Raw genomic sequence first — 17998 nt, forward strand, 5'->3', positions numbered from 1 at the left:
GCGATGGACAACAAGTCGTGTGCCTACCAGTTCGACCGGCACGCCGCGGACTACCGCGACAACTTCGAAAGCATCACCCACGATCTACACGCCAAATGTCCGGTCGCGTGGTCGCCGACGTACGGCGGGCACTGGGTGGTCAGCGGTCACCAGGAACTGTTCAACATCGCCCGCCGCGCCGACGTGCTGTCCAACGACCATGACCCCGACGGAATTCGCAAGGGCTATCAGGGAATCGGTATTCCCCCTGCCAGCGACCGCCAGGGCGGCTTTCTGGAAATGGATCCGCCCGAGCAGCGCGAGTACCGCCAGGTGCTCAACCCCTACCTGTCCCCCGCAGCTGTGGCACGGTGGAAACCGATGGTCGACGACCTTGTCAACGCCTGCCTCGATGAGCGGATTGAAACTGGCCGTATCGATTTCGTCGATGATCTCGCCAACATCGTTCCCGCGGTGTTGACGTTGGCGGTTCTTGGGCTGCCGCTGAAGGACTGGCAAGTCTACTGTGAGCCGACCCACGCGTTCGTCTACACCCACCCCGAGTCGCCGGACATGCCGCGGGTGCGCGCGCTGCAGACCGAGAAGACCACACGGATGTACGGGAGCATCGTCGATCGGCGAGGAAAGCAGGTGCCGGGGATCATCGACGGGCTGATGTCGTCGACCATCTGTGGAGCACCGCCGTCAGACGAGGACATCATGGGTGTCCTCGGGCTACTCATCGGCGGCGGTTTCGACACCACGACCGCCTTGACCGCACACTCCTTGGAGTGGTTGTCGCAACACCCGCAAGCCCGCGAACAGTTGCGCGCGCACCTTGATGACCTCATCGACAGCGCCACCGAGGAGTTTCTGCGGTACTTCACCCCCGCGGTCGGTGATGCCCGCACGGTTTCGCAGGACTGCGAGATCGACGGCGTGGCATTCAAGGAGGGCGAGCGAGTGTGGCTGTCGTGGGCCATGGCCAATCGTGATCCGGTGATGTTTCCCGCCGCCGACGAAGTCGTCCTCGACCGGACGGGCAACCGTCACTACAGCTTCGGTCTGGGTGTTCACCGCTGCATCGGGTCGAACGTGGCTCGGATGGTTTTCAAAGCGATGCTCACCATCGTGCTGACGCGCATGCCCGATTTTGTCTGTCTACCCGAAGGCACTGAACATTACGACACGGTGGGCGTCATCAACGGAATGAAGCATCTGCCGGCGACGTTCACCCCGGGCCGCCGGATAGGATCCTCGCTCGACGAAACACTGGGCCGCTGGCAGCAACTGTGCGACGAGCAGCGCCTCGCTGAACCCATCACACGGTCATCGAAGTCGTAAGGCAGGCAATGAGACCCGACTTAGGCCGACTCGGTATCTGGGCCCAGGAATACAAGCTGAACCCGACGTTGGTGGCCGAACTGGAGGCGATGGGATACGGCACCGTCTGGCTGGGGGGCTCGCCCGACGGTGACTTGCGCATCATCGACGAATTTCTGGGTGCCGCCACCCGGCTGGTAATGGCCACCGGAATCGTCAACATCTGGCGCGACGAGGCCACCAAAGTGGCTGCCGCGCACCGGCGAATCAGTGACGCATTCCCCGGCAGGTTCCTCCTCGGGATCGGAGTCGGCCATCCCGAGCGGACCTCGCAATACCAGCGTCCCTACGCCAGCCTGGTCAGCTACCTCGACATACTCGAAGCCGAGGGCGTCCCGAAAGACGAATTGGTGCTGGCTGCACTAGGACCCAAGGTCTTGCAACTGGCGGCAGACCGCACCGCGGGAGCCCATCCCTACCTGACCACACCGGAGCACACTCGGCGCGCGCGGCAACTCGTCGGACCCGAAACCCTGCTGGCTCCGGAACAGAAGGGCGTCCTGACCACCGACGCGCAGCGCGCACGCGAACTGGCGCGATCGGTCGTGGTCTTTCCCTACCTCAGCCGCATCAACTATCTGCAAAACCTGCGCAGCCTAGGATGGACCGACAACGACGTCGCCGGGGACGGCAGTGACGCACTCATCGACGCACTCGTCGGCCACGGAAATCCGGCCGCCGCCACCGCGCCGATCAGCGCCCATCTCGACGCTGGTGCCGATCACGTTGCCGCACAATTGATCACCGAGCCCGATGTCGACCCGCGTGCGGGCTACGCGACGATCGCCGAGGCCGTGCTGCAATCGCAGTCGTCGAAACCTTTGTGACGCAATGGAGTTACAGCCGTTTAGCGTCGACATCCCCGAGGCAGCGGTACAGGACCTCCGATTGCGATTGGCCAACGCTCGCTGGCCAGCACAGCTGCCTGGTGCTCCATGGGAGCGCGGCGTTCCCGTTGAGTACCTCCAGAATCTGTCCAGGTATTGGGGCGAACAGTTCGATTGGCGAGCCACCGAACGCCTGCTGAACTCCCATCCGCAATTCCGCACCGACGTCGGCGGTCAAACCGTGCACTTTCTGCACGTACGGTCGCCGTCGCCCGATGCTGTGCCGTTGCTTCTGCTGCACGGCTGGCCAGGTTCCGTGATCGAATTCCTCGACGTCATCGGACCGCTCGCCGATCCCGAGGCACATGGGCTGCGCGCGCCGGCCTTCGACCTCGTCATTCCGTCACTGATCGGATTCGGTTTCTCAACGCCGCTGTCATCGGCGGGGTGGACTCCCGCCCGGAACGCCGAAGCATTCGTGGCGCTGATGGGCGGGCTTGGGTACCCCCGCTTCGGGGTTCAGGGCGGCGACTTCGGCGCGGCCATCGGGCCCGAGGTGGGTCGCCTTGCCGCCGACCGGGTCATCGGTGTCCACGTCAACGCCCCGGTAGCCAACTTCCGCTCCTCGACGCCGATTCCCGCCGAGGAGTTGGCGTCTCTGACCGACGTTGAACGACGCCGCGCGGCCACCGCTTCGCTGTGGAGGGCCGAGCGGATGGGGTACTTCAAACAGCAGGCCACCCGGCCACAGACGTTGAGCTACGGTCTGACTGACTCACCGATCGGGCAGCTGGCCTGGATCGTGGAGAAGTTCAAGGAGTGGACCAACGCCGGGCACGCACTGCCCGAGGACGCCGTTTCGCGCGACCGACTGCTTGCCAACGTATCGCTGTACTGGTTCACGGGCACCGCGGCGTCCTCGGCGAACATCTATTACGAGGTGGCGCACGCCAGGCAACGACCCACGCCGTCCAGGGTCCCCACCGCGGTCGCGAACTTCGCCGAGGACATGGGCATCCGTCGGTACGCCGAGCGCTGGCACAACATCGTGCGGTGGAACGACTTCGACGCCGGCGGACACTTCGCCGCCCTGGAAACACCCGAGTTACTGGTTCGTGACATCGGGCAGTTCTTTTCCAGTTTGGTCTGATCCGCGAATCTTCTTGCGCGCCACGTCAGTCAAGGCCCGAAAGGTCAGTCGGCAGTCCATCCAGAGATTGTGACGGCTGGTTGCCGACCACCGCTACCGAGGTGGCAATCGACCAATTCTTGTTTGGAGACGACCGCTAGACCCGCCACGGATGATCACCGGACATGGCCGCGGTCTACCCCTCCGCGACAAGCTCGTAGCCGGCTGAGCGGGCGGCACGAGGAATGTGATGCGCCTCCTCGGGCGCACCGTTGGTCAGAGTCCAGGTTCGATACAAAGCTGACCGAGTCAATCATTAGTGCCAGTCCCAGACGGACATGTCGCCTGCAGGGTAGTTCTGGCAGATGTCGGTGGTGTGGGCGGCGACGCCTTTGTTGTTGAAGAACAGTTTGGCCCAGTTGGGCCAGCGCCAGGCCATGTTTTCGAAGAAGGCGTTGGTGGCGGTGTGTTCGGAGTATTGGCGTCGGCCAGCGTAGTCCGTGGAGAAGAACCAGTGGATGCGGTCTTGGGCGCCTTGTTGGTCGACGGCGGGTTTGTTGTTGTAGTCGATCATGTAGCGCTCGTAGTAGACGGGTTCGACGTCGCGGGCGGCGGCCATGATCTGTTCGGCGGTGCAGGGGGTTTTGAGGATGCGTTTGGGGATGGGGTAGTCGTCGGTGGCGTCGGCCGAAGCGACCGCGGAGGTGGTGATGGCGCCGGCCAGCGCTGCGGTGGCCATCGCGAAGCGGATGGTGTTGCGAAACATGAGTTTTCCTTTTTTGGGTGCTCGCCGCTACGCGGCGTGGTTGATGACGCCGCGCTTGTCGGGGCAGTAGTAGTCGACGGCCAGTCCGACGAACTGCCATACCTGCTCGGTGCTGCTGTCCCGGTCCAGCTGATTGCGCACGAACGTCGCAGACTGGGCGGCGCTGGTGTCGACGTTGTTGTATGTCCGCTTGCACATGATCTTGCCGATCCAGGCGTTGGAGTCCTTCTGCCCGTAGATCCCCACCGTGCTGAGCTGGTTGGTGAAGTTGGTGTCCAGATCGCGGTCGATGGACGGATCGGCGTGGGCGGGTGCGGCCAATCCCACTGCGGCACCGGTGATCAGGGCAGCGACGGTGTACTTCATGCCAGGGCCTCCTCGGGCTTCTTCTGGATCGGTGCCGGCCAGGGTTCCCGGACCGGGCGTTGGCGCACCGGCACCGGCCACCAGAACCACTTGCCCAGTAGTGCGGCGATGGACGGGGTCATGAACGACCGCACGATCAGAGTGTCGAACAACAGACCCAGACCGATGGTCGTGCCGATCTGCCCCAGGATCACGAGGTCGCTGAAGATGAACGACGCCATGGTCGCCGAGAACACGAGGCCGGCGGCGGTGACCACCCGGCCCGTGCCCGCCATTGACCGGACGATGGCGGTGTTCAGGCCGGCGTGCAGCTCTTCTTTGAACCGCGAGACCAGCAGCAGGTTGTAGTCCGCACCCACGGCCAGTAGCAGGACGATGGCCAGCGGTATGACCACCCAGAACAGGCGGATCCCGAAGATGTACTGCCACACCAGGATCGACAGACCCACCGAGGCGCCCAGCGATACCGCGACGGTGCCAACGATGACGAAGGCGGCGACGATGCTGCGGGTCACGAACATCATGATCAGCAGGATGAGGGCCAGTGCGGCCAACGCGGAGAGGAGCAGGTCGTAGGTCATCCCCTCCTGAAGGTCCTTGTTGGTGGACCCGATTCCGGCGACGTAGATCTCGGCGTCGGACATCGGTGTCGCTTTCAAGGCATCGAAGACCGCGTTCTTCATGGCGTCGATGTGTGGGATGGCTTGGGGGTCAGCCGGGTTGCCCTGGTGGGTGATGATGAACCGGGCGGCTTTGCCGTCGGGGGACAGAAACAGCTTGAGCCCCCGCTTGAAGTCGGCGTTGTCGAAGGCCTCCGGCGGCAAGTAGAACGAGTCGTCGTTCTTGACGTCATCGAAGGCCTCACCCATCGCGGTCGCGTTCTTCAACGCCTCGCCGCTCTGCGTATTCGTGCCACCGGTGGTCGCGTAGTTCGACAAGGTGAGGTCGCGGTTGCGTTCCTGGATGGCGATCTGCGGCGGCAAGAGGGCAACCAATTGCGGTTGCAATGCGTCCAGTTTGTCCAGGCTCGCGGTGATGTTGGCGAACTTGTCGGCAAGCTCGGAGATTCCGTCCAGCGAGTCGAACACCGACCGCAGCGCCCAACACATAGGGATGTTGAAGCAATGTGGCTCCCAATAAAAGTAGCTGCGCAGTGGACGGAACTCGTCGTCGAAGTTGGCCAGCTTGTCCCGTAGGTCGTTGACGGTCGCCACGGTGTCGTGGAACGCCTCGGTCTGTTCGTGGGTGGCGTCGGCGCTCTGCTGTTGGAGCGCGAGCTGATGCTTGAGCACGTCGATGGTGTTGCCGATCTCGTTGGCCTGCCTAAGCAGATCGTCGGCCCGGTCCCGCTGATAGCCGAGGTTCATGATCTGGCTCGCGCTGGTCGCACTGATCTGGAACGGAATGGAACTGTGGGTGATCGGTGTGCCGAGGGGGCGGGTGATCGACTGCACCAGCGCGACACCTGGTGTGTGCAGGACCGCTCTGGCGGCGCGCTCCAGGATCAGCATGTCGGCCGGGTTGCGCATGTCGTGGTCGGTTTCGATCATGAGGAGTTCGGGGTTAATTCGGGCCTGCGTGAAGTGTCTTTCGGCGGCCTCCATTCCGATCACGCCGGGTGCACTTTTCGGCATATAGGGCCGGTTGTCGAAGCTGGTCTGGTAGCCCGGCAGCGCGAGCACGCCGATGAGGGCGACGCCGCAGGTCACCACCAGGATGGGCCCCGGCCAGCGCACGATGGCGGTGCCGATCCGGCGCCAGCCGCGGGCGCGTAACGAGCCCTTGGGCTCCATGAGCCCGAACCTGCTGGCGATCAACAAAACTGCGGGGCCCAGCGTCAGTGCGGCCACCAAGGTTACGACGACGCCGATGGCGGAGGGGACTCCGAGGGTCTGGAAGTAGGGCAGTCGGGTGAACGCCATGCACGCGACGGCGCCGGCGATGGTCAGCCCCGATCCGACGATGACGTGGACTGTGCCGCGCCACATGTCGTAGTAGGCCGGTATCCGTTCCTGCCCGTTGCTGCGCGCTTCTTGGTAGCGGCCGACGATGAAGATGGCGTAGTCGGTGCCGGCGGCGATGGCGAGCAGCGTCAGGATGTTGGTTGCATAGGTGGACAGCCCGATAAGCCCGGAGTGGGCGAGCATCGCAACGACGCCACGGGCGGCGGCGAGTTCGATGGAGACTGTCACCAGCACGATGAGCATGGTGACCAGCGAGCAGTAGACGAACAGCAGGATGATCCCGATGACCAGGAAGGTGATCGCGGTGACCTCGTTGGTGCCCGCGCTGCCCACCTCGAAGTTGTCGGTCTGCAGCGGTGACGCGCCGGTGACGTATGCCCTGACGCCGCGAGGGGGCGGGGTGTCGGCGACGATCTTGCGAATGGCGTCGACGGATTCGTTCGACAGGGCCTCACCCTGGTTGCCGCGCAGGTACACCTGTGTCAGGGCGGCCTTGCCATCCTTGCTCTGCGAGCCGCCTGCGGTCAACGGGTCGCCCCAGAAGTCCTGGACATGCTGGACATGCCGGGTATCGGCCTGCAGCTTCTTGACCAGGCCGTCGTAGAACTTGTGGGCCGCCTTGCCCAGCGGCTGGTCACCCTCGAGCACGATCATCGCCGCGCTGTCGGAGTCGAATTCGTGGAAGACCTGGCCGATGTGGCGCATCGCGAGGATGCTCGGCGCGTCCGGGGCATTCAGGCCGACCGAGCGCTCCCAGCCGACGACCTCGAGTTGCGGCACCAGGGTATTGGACAGCGCAGCGATGGCGATCCAAATGAACAGGATCGGAACCGAGAAGGTGCGGATGAGCCGCGCCGGCAAGGAGCCCTCGACGGCGGCATCGACCTGATGCTGACTCATGCCGTCTTGTCCAAGCAAGCGATGTAGCCGTTCACGTTGTCCGTAGACCTTTCGTCTTTGACGATCCCGTTGACCGTGATGCGGCAGCTGATGACGTTGCCGTCACCCTGCGCCCGCAGATCGGCGTACAGCGTCGGGTCGTCGGTGATCAGTGTCTGTGACCAGGGCAGCGGGACGTTGTCGACCCGCTGCGGCTGGGCGTGAATGTCCAGATAGTTGATGGTCGCCACGGACCCGGGTGAGCCCGACACCTCAAACAGCACTGTCTTGGGGTTGTAGCCGGTGTTCTCCAGGGCCTCAGAGCCAGGCCGTGACACCTCGTTGTCCGAGCCGAAGATGCCGTGCAACCGGTAGACGGCGACCGCCGTCAGCGCGACGACGACGGCGAGAACTACCGACATCCAGAAGCGACCAAGCCCGCGGATAACCCAACTCAACCTTCGACCATTCCCGGTTGTCCCCGAAGTGAAGGCGCTCGGAGAGGTCCGCCTGCCCGGCGCGTCCATACCGCCACGATGCGGCGAGGATCCGCGAGCGAGCAGAACGTATCAGTTCCATAATGGAACTGATACGTTCTTTTACGGGCCGCTATGTTCCTTTAGGCTGTATGTGATGAGCACCTCATCCCAGATCCTGTCCCACGCTCAGGCGCGCACGCGAGCGGCAATCATCGAAGCGACCGTCTCGGTACTTGCGGCCAATCAAACAGCGTCGCTGCCGGTGATCGCCGAGGCCGCCGGTGTGGGCCGCACGACGCTGCACCGGTATTTCCCCGACCGCGACCACCTCATTAGAGAAGCCACAGCCGATTCGATCGCAAAGGTTCGCGAGCTTGGCCTGGGAGCCGCTACCGACCAAGGCACACCGATCGATGCATTGCATCGCCTGGTCGCGTCGTTCCTGTCCGCGAGTGACCGGATCGTGTTCCTCTTCAAGGACCCGGCGGTGTTGCAAAACATCCACCCGGAGGAGCGACCAGATGACGATCTTGTGATGGACCTCGTTCGGCGAGGTCAGACCGAGGGCGTCTTCGCCTCAGACCTGAGTGCAGTGTGGATTGAGCACGCGCTCCTGGCGCTCGTGTTGCAAGGGTGCGAAGACGTGCGCACCGGTGAGCTCCAAGCTCATACCGCGGTGACAACGATTCTGCGAACATTCCTCCGAGGGGTGTCAGCATAAGGGGCCCCGGACAGAATTCCACACCGCCGGCTGCCAAATGCTAACCGCCGCCGCATCATCCTCGGTCGCGTCGCCATCCTGTTCGGTGTGGCGGTTTGGGCTCAGCGCACCGGAACCCTCGCCGCTGTAACGGTGCTCGAATGCAACCACGTCGGCCGCAACGACGGGTGTATGGGTTGATGGAAAAGACGGAACGACAACCCGGATGGTCTACGTCGTGGCAGGCGCCGCCCCACGCGCTGGGGCGGTCATTCCGATGCGCATCCAAGGCGCGACGCGCACGACGACATTCTCGCCGGCGACGTCGCGCGGCTGTCGGCATCACAGCGTCAACACCGGCGCCGAGCACAGGACGAATTCGTAGCGCACCTGCGCGAGACGCACCGCTCGTGACCGCGGCGATCACTTCTGTCCAAGGCGCATGATCTACGCGCTTGACCGCTAGCACGTCGAATAAGTTCGTTCGCCGCCGCTGGGCGATCGCACCACGGTCGCGGCCGGGCAGTGACACCAAACCGTGCAAAGCGTCATGGAGCAGGTGATGGACGAACGCGACCGCAGCCAGCGCCTGGCTGATGTCAAAGCAGCGATCAGTAATGCCGATGAGGAGACGCTGCGGAACGGGCGAGCTGACCAAAACTTGGGACGCCCTCGACGAGATCTTGATGGGCGACGCGCAGTGACCGATCAGATCGCGCCTGGATCCGTCGTGTGGGCCTTGCCGTTCGACGTCAGCGGCAGTTCGTCGACGAACAAGACGTGGCGGGGCCGTTTGAAGGGCGAGATCTGGGCGCGCACGTGCGCGATCAGTTCGTCTACCGACGGGCTGGCCCCGCTGCGCGCAACGACGATCGCGCAGATCGCTTCGCCCCAGTAGTCGTCGGGAACGCCGACAACGGACACCATCTCGACGTCCGCGTGCGTCGACAACGCTGCCAAGTCCGTCCAGATAGCGGGCGTCTCCGAGGAGAATCCGGGGCTCGCTGGCAACGATGAGCGCGAGTTGTCCTGCGGGGCTGAGTCTCTGGTTGATCATGCTGAGTATGCGACCGCTGCGGGGGGCAGCGTAGTACAGCTGAACATACGGTAGGCCGTTGTCGGCCACGACGGCGATCCTGTCGCCAGCAGCGCTGTGCTGTCCCAGCCAGCCCGCGATCGAACCGACCTGCTGGTGCAGTTCTTCGAAGGTGGTCGCGGTGCCCGCGCCGGATACCACGGCGCAACGATCGGGTGCAGCCGTGGCCGCCTGCGATAGCAGATCCCCGAGGCGCCGCGCCGGGTGGTCGGTCAACACGGCTGCCTGCCGTTCCGCTGGTCGACGAGCATCGCCCGCAATCGACGGATATCCACTTTCTGGCTGGACAGCCACGGGATGTCGTCCTCATGCATGACCACCGCAAGCTTGGGCACTTTGTAGGACGCGAGCTGTTGACGTGCTGCTGCCAGAATGGTTGGCACGTCAAGAGTGTCGTCGTCGCCGACCAGAACCGCTCCGACGTCCTCACCTCGAGCTGCAGCGGGCACGCCAACGACGAATGCTTGCCGCACCGTCGGCTGGGCCTCGAGCACCGCTTGGACCTCTGCCGGTGACACGTTGGCGCCCGCCGTCTTGATGACATCGTCGAGGCGGCCGTTGAAGAACAGCCAACCGTCACGTAGCGCGGCCGCGTCTCCGGTGCGGTACCAGCCGTCGGGGGTGAACACCGCCTGGCGCTCACGGCGGTGAAGGCCCAGCATCAGCGCATCGCCGCGGACCAGCAGCTCCCCGGTTTGCCCGTCGGAAACGTCGCTGAGGGTGATCGGATCCACGATGCGGTGCGCCATGTCCGATAGCGCACGGCCCCAGCTGCCCGCGGCACCAGCGGGCACATCCCAAGCCGCCGAGACCGGCCAACCCGAGTGAGGCCCAAGCGTCTCGGTCATCCCCAACGCACTCGGCCGCTCGCCGTCCTGCGGTAGCAGCCAGCCCAATCCCTTGATGTGCCCGAACATTTCATCGGAGTATGACGGGTGCTGACGCATCCGCTCCACCACGGGCCCCCAGGCGGTCACTGTGTCGACACTGGTTTCGGACAGCAGCGCCAACGCCGCCCCCGGTTCGAACCACGGCTGGGTCACGAAAGTGCCGCCGGCGACGGCGGTGCGCAAGAACGACCACACCAGCCCACCAACCCACTTCAGAGGCATCGACGTCCACAGCACGGTCGGCTCGTCGGTCGCGGTGAGCCGTCCGAGGCGCCGGGCTTGGCGAAGTGCCGAACCGTGGCTGTGGACAACGCCTTTCGGGTCACCGGTGGAACCGCTGGAGTAGATGATCGTCAGCACGTCGCATGCCTCGACATCGTCGGCCAGCGCAGCGACGACGGCGTCCGTACCGATGTCGGGCGCCACGGTCTCGACCTCATCGAGCCACAGCACCCGGCGCAACTGGGGCAGTTCGGCCGCGCGGCGTTCGCTTGACGGTCCAGCGCTGCCGAGCAGATCCGCCAGGTCGTCGCGGTAGGTCTTGTCCGCGAATGCCGGTACCGCGACGAACATGTGGGCGCCGCTGTGTGATAAGACGCGTTGCACCTCGACGGAGGTGGCGAAGGTGTTCATCGGTACGACCACCGCGCCGATCCGGGCGCAGGCTGCCCACCACCAGATCCAATCACCGCCGTTGGGTAGCAGCAGGGCCACGACGGTGCCCTTGCGGGCGCCCATGGTCACGAGTTTGGCTGCCAGAGTTGAGGATCGCGCCAGCATGTCGGCGTAGCCGGCTGATTCTTGGGGTGTCACGACGGCGGTCTTGGTCGGCCGGCGGCGGGCAAGCTCGGCCAACAGTTTCGGGACCGTTTCACTCGTTCCAAGCGGCGCGTCGCCGGTACTCACCGGATTCATCAGGCCGGGCGTGGGAGTCCCAGTCCCCGTTGGGCGATGATTGAGCGCTGTATCTCGCTGGTGCCGCCATAGATGGTGGTGGGCTGGGCATGTCTGATCGCACGGTCGAGTTGGCCGCCGTGGCCGGTGTCGTCGGCACGTAGGCCATCGGGGGCGAGCATGGCCAGGTCGTCGGCCATCCGCACCAGCGACTCGGAGGAGAACAGCTTGGCCATCGATCCCTCGACGCCGGGCAGCACCCCCTTGGCCGACAGCCAAACACTGCGGTGGCCGAGCAGGCGGGTGACGCGGGCTTCGGTGGCGGCTCGGGCGAGACGGGCAGCGACCGACGGGTCATCGAGCAGCAACCCTCCGTCAGCGGCTCTGGCAGTTGCAGCCCAGCGCTCGGCGGCCGCGACGAGGCGGCGGTGCTCGCCGCCGGTGGCATTGGTGCGTTCCAGCGTCAGTGCCACGGTCATGGTCTCCCATCCCCCGTTGAGCGCACCTATGCGCGCGGAATCATGGACGCGGACATCGTCGTAAAACGTCGCGTTGGTCCGCTCCCCCGACATCGTCATGACCGGCTGGATCGTGACGCCAGGCTGATCGAGCGGTACCAGAAAAGTGGTGAGCCCCTTGTGTTTCGGCACATTGGGATCGGTGCGTGCCAGCAGGAAGACGTAATCGGCGACATGGGCATTGGTGGTGAACATCTTCTGGCCGTTGATGCGCCACTCGTCGCCCTCACCGACGGCGCGGGTGGCCGCGGCAGCGACGTCGGAACCGCACTCGGGCTCGGTGAAGCCGAGAACGATCAGGATTTCGCCGCCCAGCGCTTTGGGCAAGATCTGCGCTTTCTGATCCGGGGTTCCGAGCTCACGGATGACCCCGGCGATCATCATGGTGGTGACTGCGCCGTACATCGGGGCGCCTGCGTCGGCGAGTTCCTCCTGGAAGGCCAACACATCGAGGGGGTCGAGTCCGCGACCGCCGAATTCGACCGGCCAGCCGGGAGCCAACCAGCCGCGCCGGGCCAGTGCGCGGTGAAAGTCCCAGTGATGAAACGTCCCGGTCCGGTGGACCTCGTCGAGCCGGTCGGCCATCAGCTCCTCGGCCAGCAGTGAGCGCGCCTGCTCTTTGTATTCCAGGCTGGTGGGCCCGAAGTCGAAGTTCACGACGGCACCTCGTCACGGTAGCGGTATCGGGCGACGCGACGGTAGGCCGCATCGGAGCCGCCGAAGACACCGGCCCAACCGCGCGCCCGACGGAAATACAGTTGGGCGTCGTACTCGAGCATGACGCCGTATCCGCCGAGGGTGTGCACACCCCAGTAAGTGGACAGCCGGGCAACGTCGGCGGCGAAAGCGAAGGCCATGCACTGCCGTTCGGCCGCCTCATCGTGCCCGGCGTCGACTGACCAGGCGGCCTCGCGGACCAGCAGCCGTGCCCCGTCGATCGCGGTGGCGACATCGGCCAGTGGCAGGTTGGCGTGGTTAGGGACCGACGGTGGGACTGGGCGGTTCGGGACGACCAGCACAGAGTCTGGGCTTGACACCAGAACCATGTCGGCGACGGCGCCTGCGGGGACCAGCCGCGCCACCCCGCCGGCGGGGCCGTGCAGCGCCGGGGAGGTGATCTGACCATCATCGAGCAACGGGGTCAGCATCTGGCCCTGCAGCTGCGCGAGCAGCCGGGCCGTGACCTGAGTCTCCACGACGGGCGCCGACGCGCAGTGTCGCCCAAGGCATTCGGCGACCAGGACCAGGTCGAGCATCGAGGCGCCCCAGCCACCCTGGGCCTCCGGCACAGCCATGTGGATCGTTCCGATGTCGTGCAACGCCGCCCACAGCGCGGGGTCGAAGCCCAGTGGTTCGGCGGCCCGGATATCGACGGGGCGTGAATGTTTGTCGAGCAGTGCGCTCACCGAATCGACGAGCAGTTCCTGGTCCTCGCTAAGTGCCAGATCCATCAGTTCAACGGTCCTGCAATGATTTTGGTCTCGGTGTACTGGGCAAATCCCTCCAGGCCGTTCTGCCTGCCGAGCCCGCTGGATTTGTAGCCGCCGAACGGGGATTCCGCGCCGTACCAGGCGGCGCCGTTGATGGCTGCGGCGCCTGCCTTGATGCGCATTGCCACTGCAAAGGCTCGCTCCTGGCTGGCGGAGGTCACGCCGGCGGCCAGTCCGTAGACCGAGTCGTTGGCGATGCGGACTGCGTCGTCGTCGTCGTCGAATCCGATCACCACGAGCACCGGTCCGAAGATCTCTTCCTGTGCGATGGTCATCGCGTTGTCGACGTCGGCGAACAGTGTCGGCTCGACGAAGTAGCCGTGCGGCAGATGCGCCGGCCTGCCGCCGCCGGTGACCAGCCGCGCGCCCCCGGCGATGCCCTTGTTGACGTAGCCCAGGATCCGATCGCGCTGACGCGCGTTGATCTGGGGGCCCTGAAGCACCTCGTAGTCGTTGGGGTCGCCATACTTGACCGCCTGCAGGCCAGCGGTGGCCAGCTCGACGGCCTCTTCGTAGCGGCTGCGGGGCACCAGCAGGCGGCTGAGAATGCCGCACCCCTGTCCCCCGTGCATGCCGATGGTGCCCGCATCCCGGGGAATCGTCGCGGCGAAATCGGCGTCGTCGAGCACGATGTGGGCCGACTTGCCGCCGAGCTCGAGGAAAACCCGCTTCATCAGCGGCCCCGCGGACCGCTGATGAACCGGCCGACCGCGGTGGATCCGGTGAAGGAGATGAGATCGACGCGGGGATCGGTCACCAGCATCGAACTGACTTCGTTGTCGGAGGTGGTCACCACGTTGACCACGCCGGGTGGGATGTCGGTGTGCTCGGCGACGATGCGTCCCAACCGGGTGGCGTTGAACGGTGTGTCCGGTACCGGCTTGATGATGACGGTGTTGCCGGTGATCAACGCCTGGGCGGTCTTGGCGAGGGTGACCTCGAAAGGGAAGTTCCACGGGACGATGGCACCGACCACGCCGACCGGCTCTTTGAAGACCGAGCGCCAGCTGCGCTTGCCGAAGGCGGTGCCGATCGAAAGGTCGCGCTCCCAATCAAATTCATCGACATGGTCGACTACCCACGGGATGACCTCACCCAGCGGGGTGTCGAGTTGAGGGCCGTACGTCAGCGCGATCGGGCTACCCACCTCGGCGACGAGTTCGGCTCGCAATGCCTCCCGCTCGGCCTCGATCCCTGCCTGCAACTGCAGCAGGCAGGCTTTGCGGAATGCGCGATCGGTGGCCCAGCGACTGCCGTCGAAGGCGGTCCGGGCGGCGCCGATCGCCTCGTCCATGTCCGACGTGTCGGCGTCGGCGACCTGGCCCAGCACCTGCTCGGTGAACGGGTTGACGTTGTCGAACTCAAGTCCCGACCGCGCATCGACGAGCTTGCCGTCGATGAGCATCCGTTTGTCGGCCGTCGCGCTGATGGTCATAAAGTCCTCCCGTTTTCGGCGGCCGCAGCGTGACCGGCCTGGTGGTAGAGGGCATGGAACTGGGCACCGCGCCGGGCAGCGACATGGCAACCGGCGGTTTCGGTCCACGTGTTGACGGCGGCCTTGGTGACCAATAACCGGCCGAGGTTCACCTCGGCGATGGAGGACGCGAGGGTGTCGACGGTGGCACCCAGGACCGCATCGGGAACGCACGCAAGCGCCAAGCCGATCCGCGCGGCCTCGGCGCCATCGACGAGGCGGCCGGTCAACACCGATTCCATCGTTCGCTGCACGCCGAGTCGCTCGGGCCAGAACCCCAGCGTCGGGAACAGTCCGATCTCTCGGACCTCGGGCATGCCGAAGCGTGCTGACTCACCACACACCACCAGGTCTGCGCAGCCGAGCAACTCGTTGGCGAGCCCAAGGCAGTGGCCGTGCACCTGCGCGATGACGGGTTTGGGCAGCGACTTGAGCCGCAACCATTCCGCCACCCGCTGCCCGGTGGCGGCCATGTCCTGCGGCGCATCGCGAAGGCGTGCCCGAAACGCGTCGTCCTCGGCGCGAATGTCGGCTCCGGCGCTGAACGCGCGACCAGCGCCGGATAAGACGACAACCCGGACGTCGGGGTCGCCCATCGCGGTATCGAGCGCCGCTGTCAGTTGGTCGAGCAGCGCCGGCGATAGCGCATTGAGCTTGTCCGGGCGGTTGAGTCGCAGCCGACGCACCCCTGCGGCGGTTTCGACGATGACGAGGCTCACGCGCCACCCACGTTGCGTGCGACTTCGCGAAATGGCACACCGCGGTCGGGGTGCTGCTCGCGCGGCATGCCGAGCAATCTCTCGCTGATGACGTTGCGGGCCATCTCGGTCGTTCCGCCGCCGATGCTGGAGGCTTGTCGCATCAGGAATCGGTTGCCGACCCCCGTCGTCGGGGCGTCCGCATCCCACGCAACGGCGCCGAATGCGCTGATGTCGGCGGCGAGGGTGGCTCGTCGAGCCGATGCGCCCGCCTCGAATAGACGCAGGATCGTGCCAGCCGTCTCGGGCATGTCGCCGCGGGCCAAACCGAGCAGGATTCGGGCGTTGAGTTTCTCCTGCACGATGTCATCGACGCATTGCCGTCCGACGAGTTGGCCGATCAGCGGGTCTTCGGCCCGGCCAGTGGCCAGCGCAAGATCGATGAGCGTGCGGTCGCGCCCAACGGCGGCCACGCTGCGCGACCCGCCCGTAAAGGGCGATGCACCGGCAACCGCTTTTCGCTCGTGGTTGATCAGCGTCATGATGACCGACCAGCCGCCGTCCACAGCGCCGAGAACATGGTCGTCGGCGACGAACACATCGGTGAAAAACTCTTCGCAGAAATTCGAGGCGCCGTCGCTGGTGCGGATCGGCCGGATGTCGATCGCCGGCTGGCTGATCGGCACCAGAAACACCGTCAGTCCCTGGTGTTTGGGAACGTCCCAGTTGGTCCGCGCGGGGCACAGCGCCCAGTCGGCGCGGTCGGCACCCGAACTCCAGGTCTTGGCCCCGTTGAGGACGAAGCCACCGTCCACACGGTCGGCTGTCATCGACGTGGAGGCGACGTCCGAACCCCCGCCGGGTTCGGAGAGGAACTGGACCCAGCGTTCCTCGCCGCGAAGTATCCGCGGCAGGTGGCGTAGCTTCTGTCCTTCGGTTCCGCAGTCGTAGATGGTCGGCGCGATGATGTTCAACGTTGGCTCCTGCAGCACGAGCGGCGACTCGAACCGTGCGGCTTCCTCGGCGAATGCGCGCGCATACTCCACGCCCAGACCTTGTCCGCCGTATGCGGGCGGATAAACAAGGCCCGCGAATCCGGCGTCGAAGAGCATTCGCTGCAGTTCTCGGGCGCGGGCCACGGCTTGGTCTCCGTGGCTTCGAGTGTGACTGCCGGCGCGAGCGGCCAGGGGCACGTTGGCCTCCAGCCACGAGCGGGCCGTGAGGCGGAAGTCATTGACGCCGGCGAACCGGCCGTTCATGGCGTCGCCTCACCAACCTCGGTGGCGGCCACCTCGGCGTATAAATCCGCGGGCGTGCCGTACGAGTTGGCGATCAGCGTGGCCCGGCGCAAGTACAGGTGCAGGTCGTGTTCCCAGGTCACGCACATCCCGCCGTGTAGTTGGACACAGTCCTGGATGAGCTCGACGGCATGCGCGGCGGCATAGGCCTTCGCGGCCCGCGCCAGCAGGCCAGCGCCCCGGGATTCAGCTCCCACTGCGTCGGCGGCAGCGTCGGCCACCGCATGGGTCGCCTCGACCCACATCTTCATATCGGCGCATCGATGTTTGAGCGCCTGATACGACGCCAGCGGCCTGCCGAATAAGTAGCGGTTGGCCAGCCAGTCCAGCGTCAGGCCGAAGACCGCGTCGACGACGCCCGTCAGCTCGGCGGCCTGAAGCACCCAAGCCAGGCGGCGTGCGCGTTCCACCTCGTCGGGACCGGTGCTCAGCGCCTGACCGGCGGGCAACCGAACATTGTCCAAGCTCACCACGGCATGCCGCGTGGAGGCGTCAAGCCATTTCAGCGCACGAACCGACACACCCGATGTTTCGCGTTCCAGCAGGCAGGTGGCCGTTGGGCCGGATAGCAGCAGCAGCGCTTCCTGCGTTGGCAGAGTTGCGGTTATCTCACCGTCGATGCAGACATCGCCGTTGCTGTGCCTGTCGATCACAATGCCGCTGGTCGGCGAACGCTGCAGCCACCATCCGGCTACCGCCGAACCCTCCAGCAGGCCGGGTAGATGCCGGTCGCGAAGGTCCGCGTTGTCGCTGCGGACCAGGGCATCGATAGCGACGTTGGTCTCCAGGAACGGGCCAGGGGCTACCGCACGCCCGATCTCAGCGGCGATCACGGTCAAGTCGACCACCGGCGCGTCGCTGATGCTGGCGCCCCCGTGCTCGTCTGGAACGAGCGGTGACGTCCAGCCCAGCGCCGACATCTTCTTCCATAGTTCCGCGTCGAATCCGCTCGGTTCTTCGAGCGTGGCACGCACGGCGCTCAGCGGTTGCTCGGTCGACAAGAACCTCTGTACGACATCGCGGGCCAGTCGCTGATCCTCAGTGAGGTCGAACCTCATCGGCTCCGCCTCCCTCACATTGCGATTTCACATAACAGAACTGGCACTAGCACAGACTGCAACTAGTAATTGCATAATACGCATGGGAGACTACCGCTGAGCGTGTCGTA

The 17998-nt window shown here is 65.2% G+C and carries 15 protein-coding genes and 2 pseudogenes; 4 read left to right on the forward strand and 13 right to left on the reverse strand.

Going from position 1 to position 17998, the window contains the following annotated elements; all coding sequences use genetic code 11:
• Window positions 1–3 precede the first annotated feature (3 nt).
• From G6N54_RS11255 to G6N54_RS11265, 3 genes are read left to right on the forward strand one after another with little or no spacing between them, the layout of a single operon-like run.
• Window positions 4–1323, forward strand: coding sequence for a cytochrome P450 (locus tag G6N54_RS11255; protein WP_163794667.1), 1320 nt, complete (start codon window positions 4–6; stop codon window positions 1321–1323).
• Between the two features lie 8 nt (window positions 1324–1331).
• Window positions 1332–2189: an LLM class F420-dependent oxidoreductase gene (locus G6N54_RS11260; protein WP_163790236.1), complete on the forward strand. Its 858-nt coding sequence runs from the start codon at window positions 1332–1334 to the stop codon at window positions 2187–2189.
• A 4-nt stretch (window positions 2190–2193) separates the two neighbouring features.
• A complete protein-coding gene (locus G6N54_RS11265) occupies window positions 2194–3339 on the forward strand; it encodes an epoxide hydrolase family protein (protein ID WP_179969195.1) in 1146 nt (381 codons plus the stop codon).
• A 295-nt stretch (window positions 3340–3634) separates the two neighbouring features.
• Here G6N54_RS11265 and G6N54_RS11270 read toward each other — a convergent pair whose 3' ends face one another.
• Genes G6N54_RS11270 through G6N54_RS11285 form a run of 4 tightly spaced genes read right to left on the reverse strand, consistent with a single transcriptional unit; the run spans window position 3635 to window position 7715 of the window.
• Entirely contained in the window at window positions 3635–4057 is a 423-nt protein-coding gene (locus tag G6N54_RS11270; RefSeq protein ID WP_372513149.1) for a DUF5078 domain-containing protein, read from the reverse strand.
• Between the two features lie 54 nt (window positions 4058–4111).
• The gene (locus G6N54_RS11275) at window positions 4112–4450 is read right to left on the reverse strand and encodes a DUF732 domain-containing protein (protein ID WP_163790239.1); all 339 of its coding nucleotides are present in this window, start codon (window positions 4448–4450) and stop codon (window positions 4112–4114) included.
• The gene (locus G6N54_RS11280; protein ID WP_163790240.1) at window positions 4447–7314 is read right to left on the reverse strand and encodes an MMPL/RND family transporter; all 2868 of its coding nucleotides are present in this window, start codon (window positions 7312–7314) and stop codon (window positions 4447–4449) included. Before G6N54_RS11280 ends, G6N54_RS11275 begins: the two co-directional genes overlap by 4 nt.
• Window positions 7311–7715: an MmpS family transport accessory protein gene (locus G6N54_RS11285; RefSeq protein WP_163794668.1), complete on the reverse strand. Its 405-nt coding sequence runs from the start codon at window positions 7713–7715 to the stop codon at window positions 7311–7313. Before G6N54_RS11285 ends, G6N54_RS11280 begins: the two co-directional genes overlap by 4 nt.
• 211 nt (window positions 7716–7926) lie before the next feature.
• Between G6N54_RS11285 and G6N54_RS11290 the strand changes: the two genes are divergently transcribed.
• The gene (locus G6N54_RS11290; RefSeq protein ID WP_163790241.1) at window positions 7927–8493 is read left to right on the forward strand and encodes a TetR/AcrR family transcriptional regulator; all 567 of its coding nucleotides are present in this window, start codon (window positions 7927–7929) and stop codon (window positions 8491–8493) included.
• A 687-nt stretch (window positions 8494–9180) separates the two neighbouring features.
• On the opposite strand, the gene G6N54_RS11295 is transcribed toward G6N54_RS11290, so the two are convergent.
• From G6N54_RS11295 to G6N54_RS11335, 9 genes and pseudogenes are all read right to left on the reverse strand, one after another.
• Complete coding sequence (locus G6N54_RS11295; protein WP_163790242.1) at window positions 9181–9483, reverse strand: AMP-binding enzyme; 303 nt, start codon at window positions 9481–9483, stop codon at window positions 9181–9183.
• Between the two features lie 25 nt (window positions 9484–9508).
• Window positions 9509–9862 (reverse strand): annotated as a pseudogene (locus tag G6N54_RS31535) (AMP-binding protein); the annotation flags it as partial.
• Window positions 9781–11373 (reverse strand): class I adenylate-forming enzyme family protein, encoded by a 1593-nt coding sequence (locus tag G6N54_RS11305; protein ID WP_163790243.1) that lies wholly within the window; start codon window positions 11371–11373, stop codon window positions 9781–9783. The pseudogene G6N54_RS31535 and the gene G6N54_RS11305, both read right to left, overlap by 82 nt.
• A complete protein-coding gene (locus G6N54_RS11310) occupies window positions 11373–12527 on the reverse strand; it encodes an acyl-CoA dehydrogenase family protein (RefSeq protein ID WP_232073663.1) in 1155 nt (384 codons plus the stop codon). Before G6N54_RS11310 ends, G6N54_RS11305 begins: the two co-directional genes overlap by 1 nt.
• A complete protein-coding gene (locus tag G6N54_RS11315) occupies window positions 12524–13321 on the reverse strand; it encodes an acyl-CoA dehydrogenase (RefSeq protein WP_163790244.1) in 798 nt (265 codons plus the stop codon). Before G6N54_RS11315 ends, G6N54_RS11310 begins: the two co-directional genes overlap by 4 nt.
• Window positions 13321–14795, reverse strand: a pseudogene (locus tag G6N54_RS11320) (aldehyde dehydrogenase family protein). Before G6N54_RS11320 ends, G6N54_RS11315 begins: the two are co-directional and overlap by 1 nt.
• Complete coding sequence (locus G6N54_RS11325; RefSeq protein ID WP_163790245.1) at window positions 14792–15553, reverse strand: enoyl-CoA hydratase/isomerase family protein; 762 nt, start codon at window positions 15551–15553, stop codon at window positions 14792–14794. The pseudogene G6N54_RS11320 and the gene G6N54_RS11325 overlap by 4 nt, the downstream one beginning before the upstream one ends.
• A complete protein-coding gene (locus tag G6N54_RS11330) occupies window positions 15550–16791 on the reverse strand; it encodes an acyl-CoA dehydrogenase family protein (protein WP_163790246.1) in 1242 nt (413 codons plus the stop codon). The genes G6N54_RS11325 and G6N54_RS11330 overlap by 4 nt, the downstream gene beginning before the upstream one ends.
• Window positions 16788–17888: an acyl-CoA dehydrogenase family protein gene (locus G6N54_RS11335; RefSeq protein ID WP_163790247.1), complete on the reverse strand. Its 1101-nt coding sequence runs from the start codon at window positions 17886–17888 to the stop codon at window positions 16788–16790. Before G6N54_RS11335 ends, G6N54_RS11330 begins: the two co-directional genes overlap by 4 nt.
• Between the last annotated feature and the right edge of the window lie 110 nt (window positions 17889–17998).

The organism is Mycobacterium stomatepiae (assembly GCF_010731715.1).
In the GTDB taxonomy this organism is placed as follows: domain Bacteria; phylum Actinomycetota; class Actinomycetes; order Mycobacteriales; family Mycobacteriaceae; genus Mycobacterium; species Mycobacterium stomatepiae.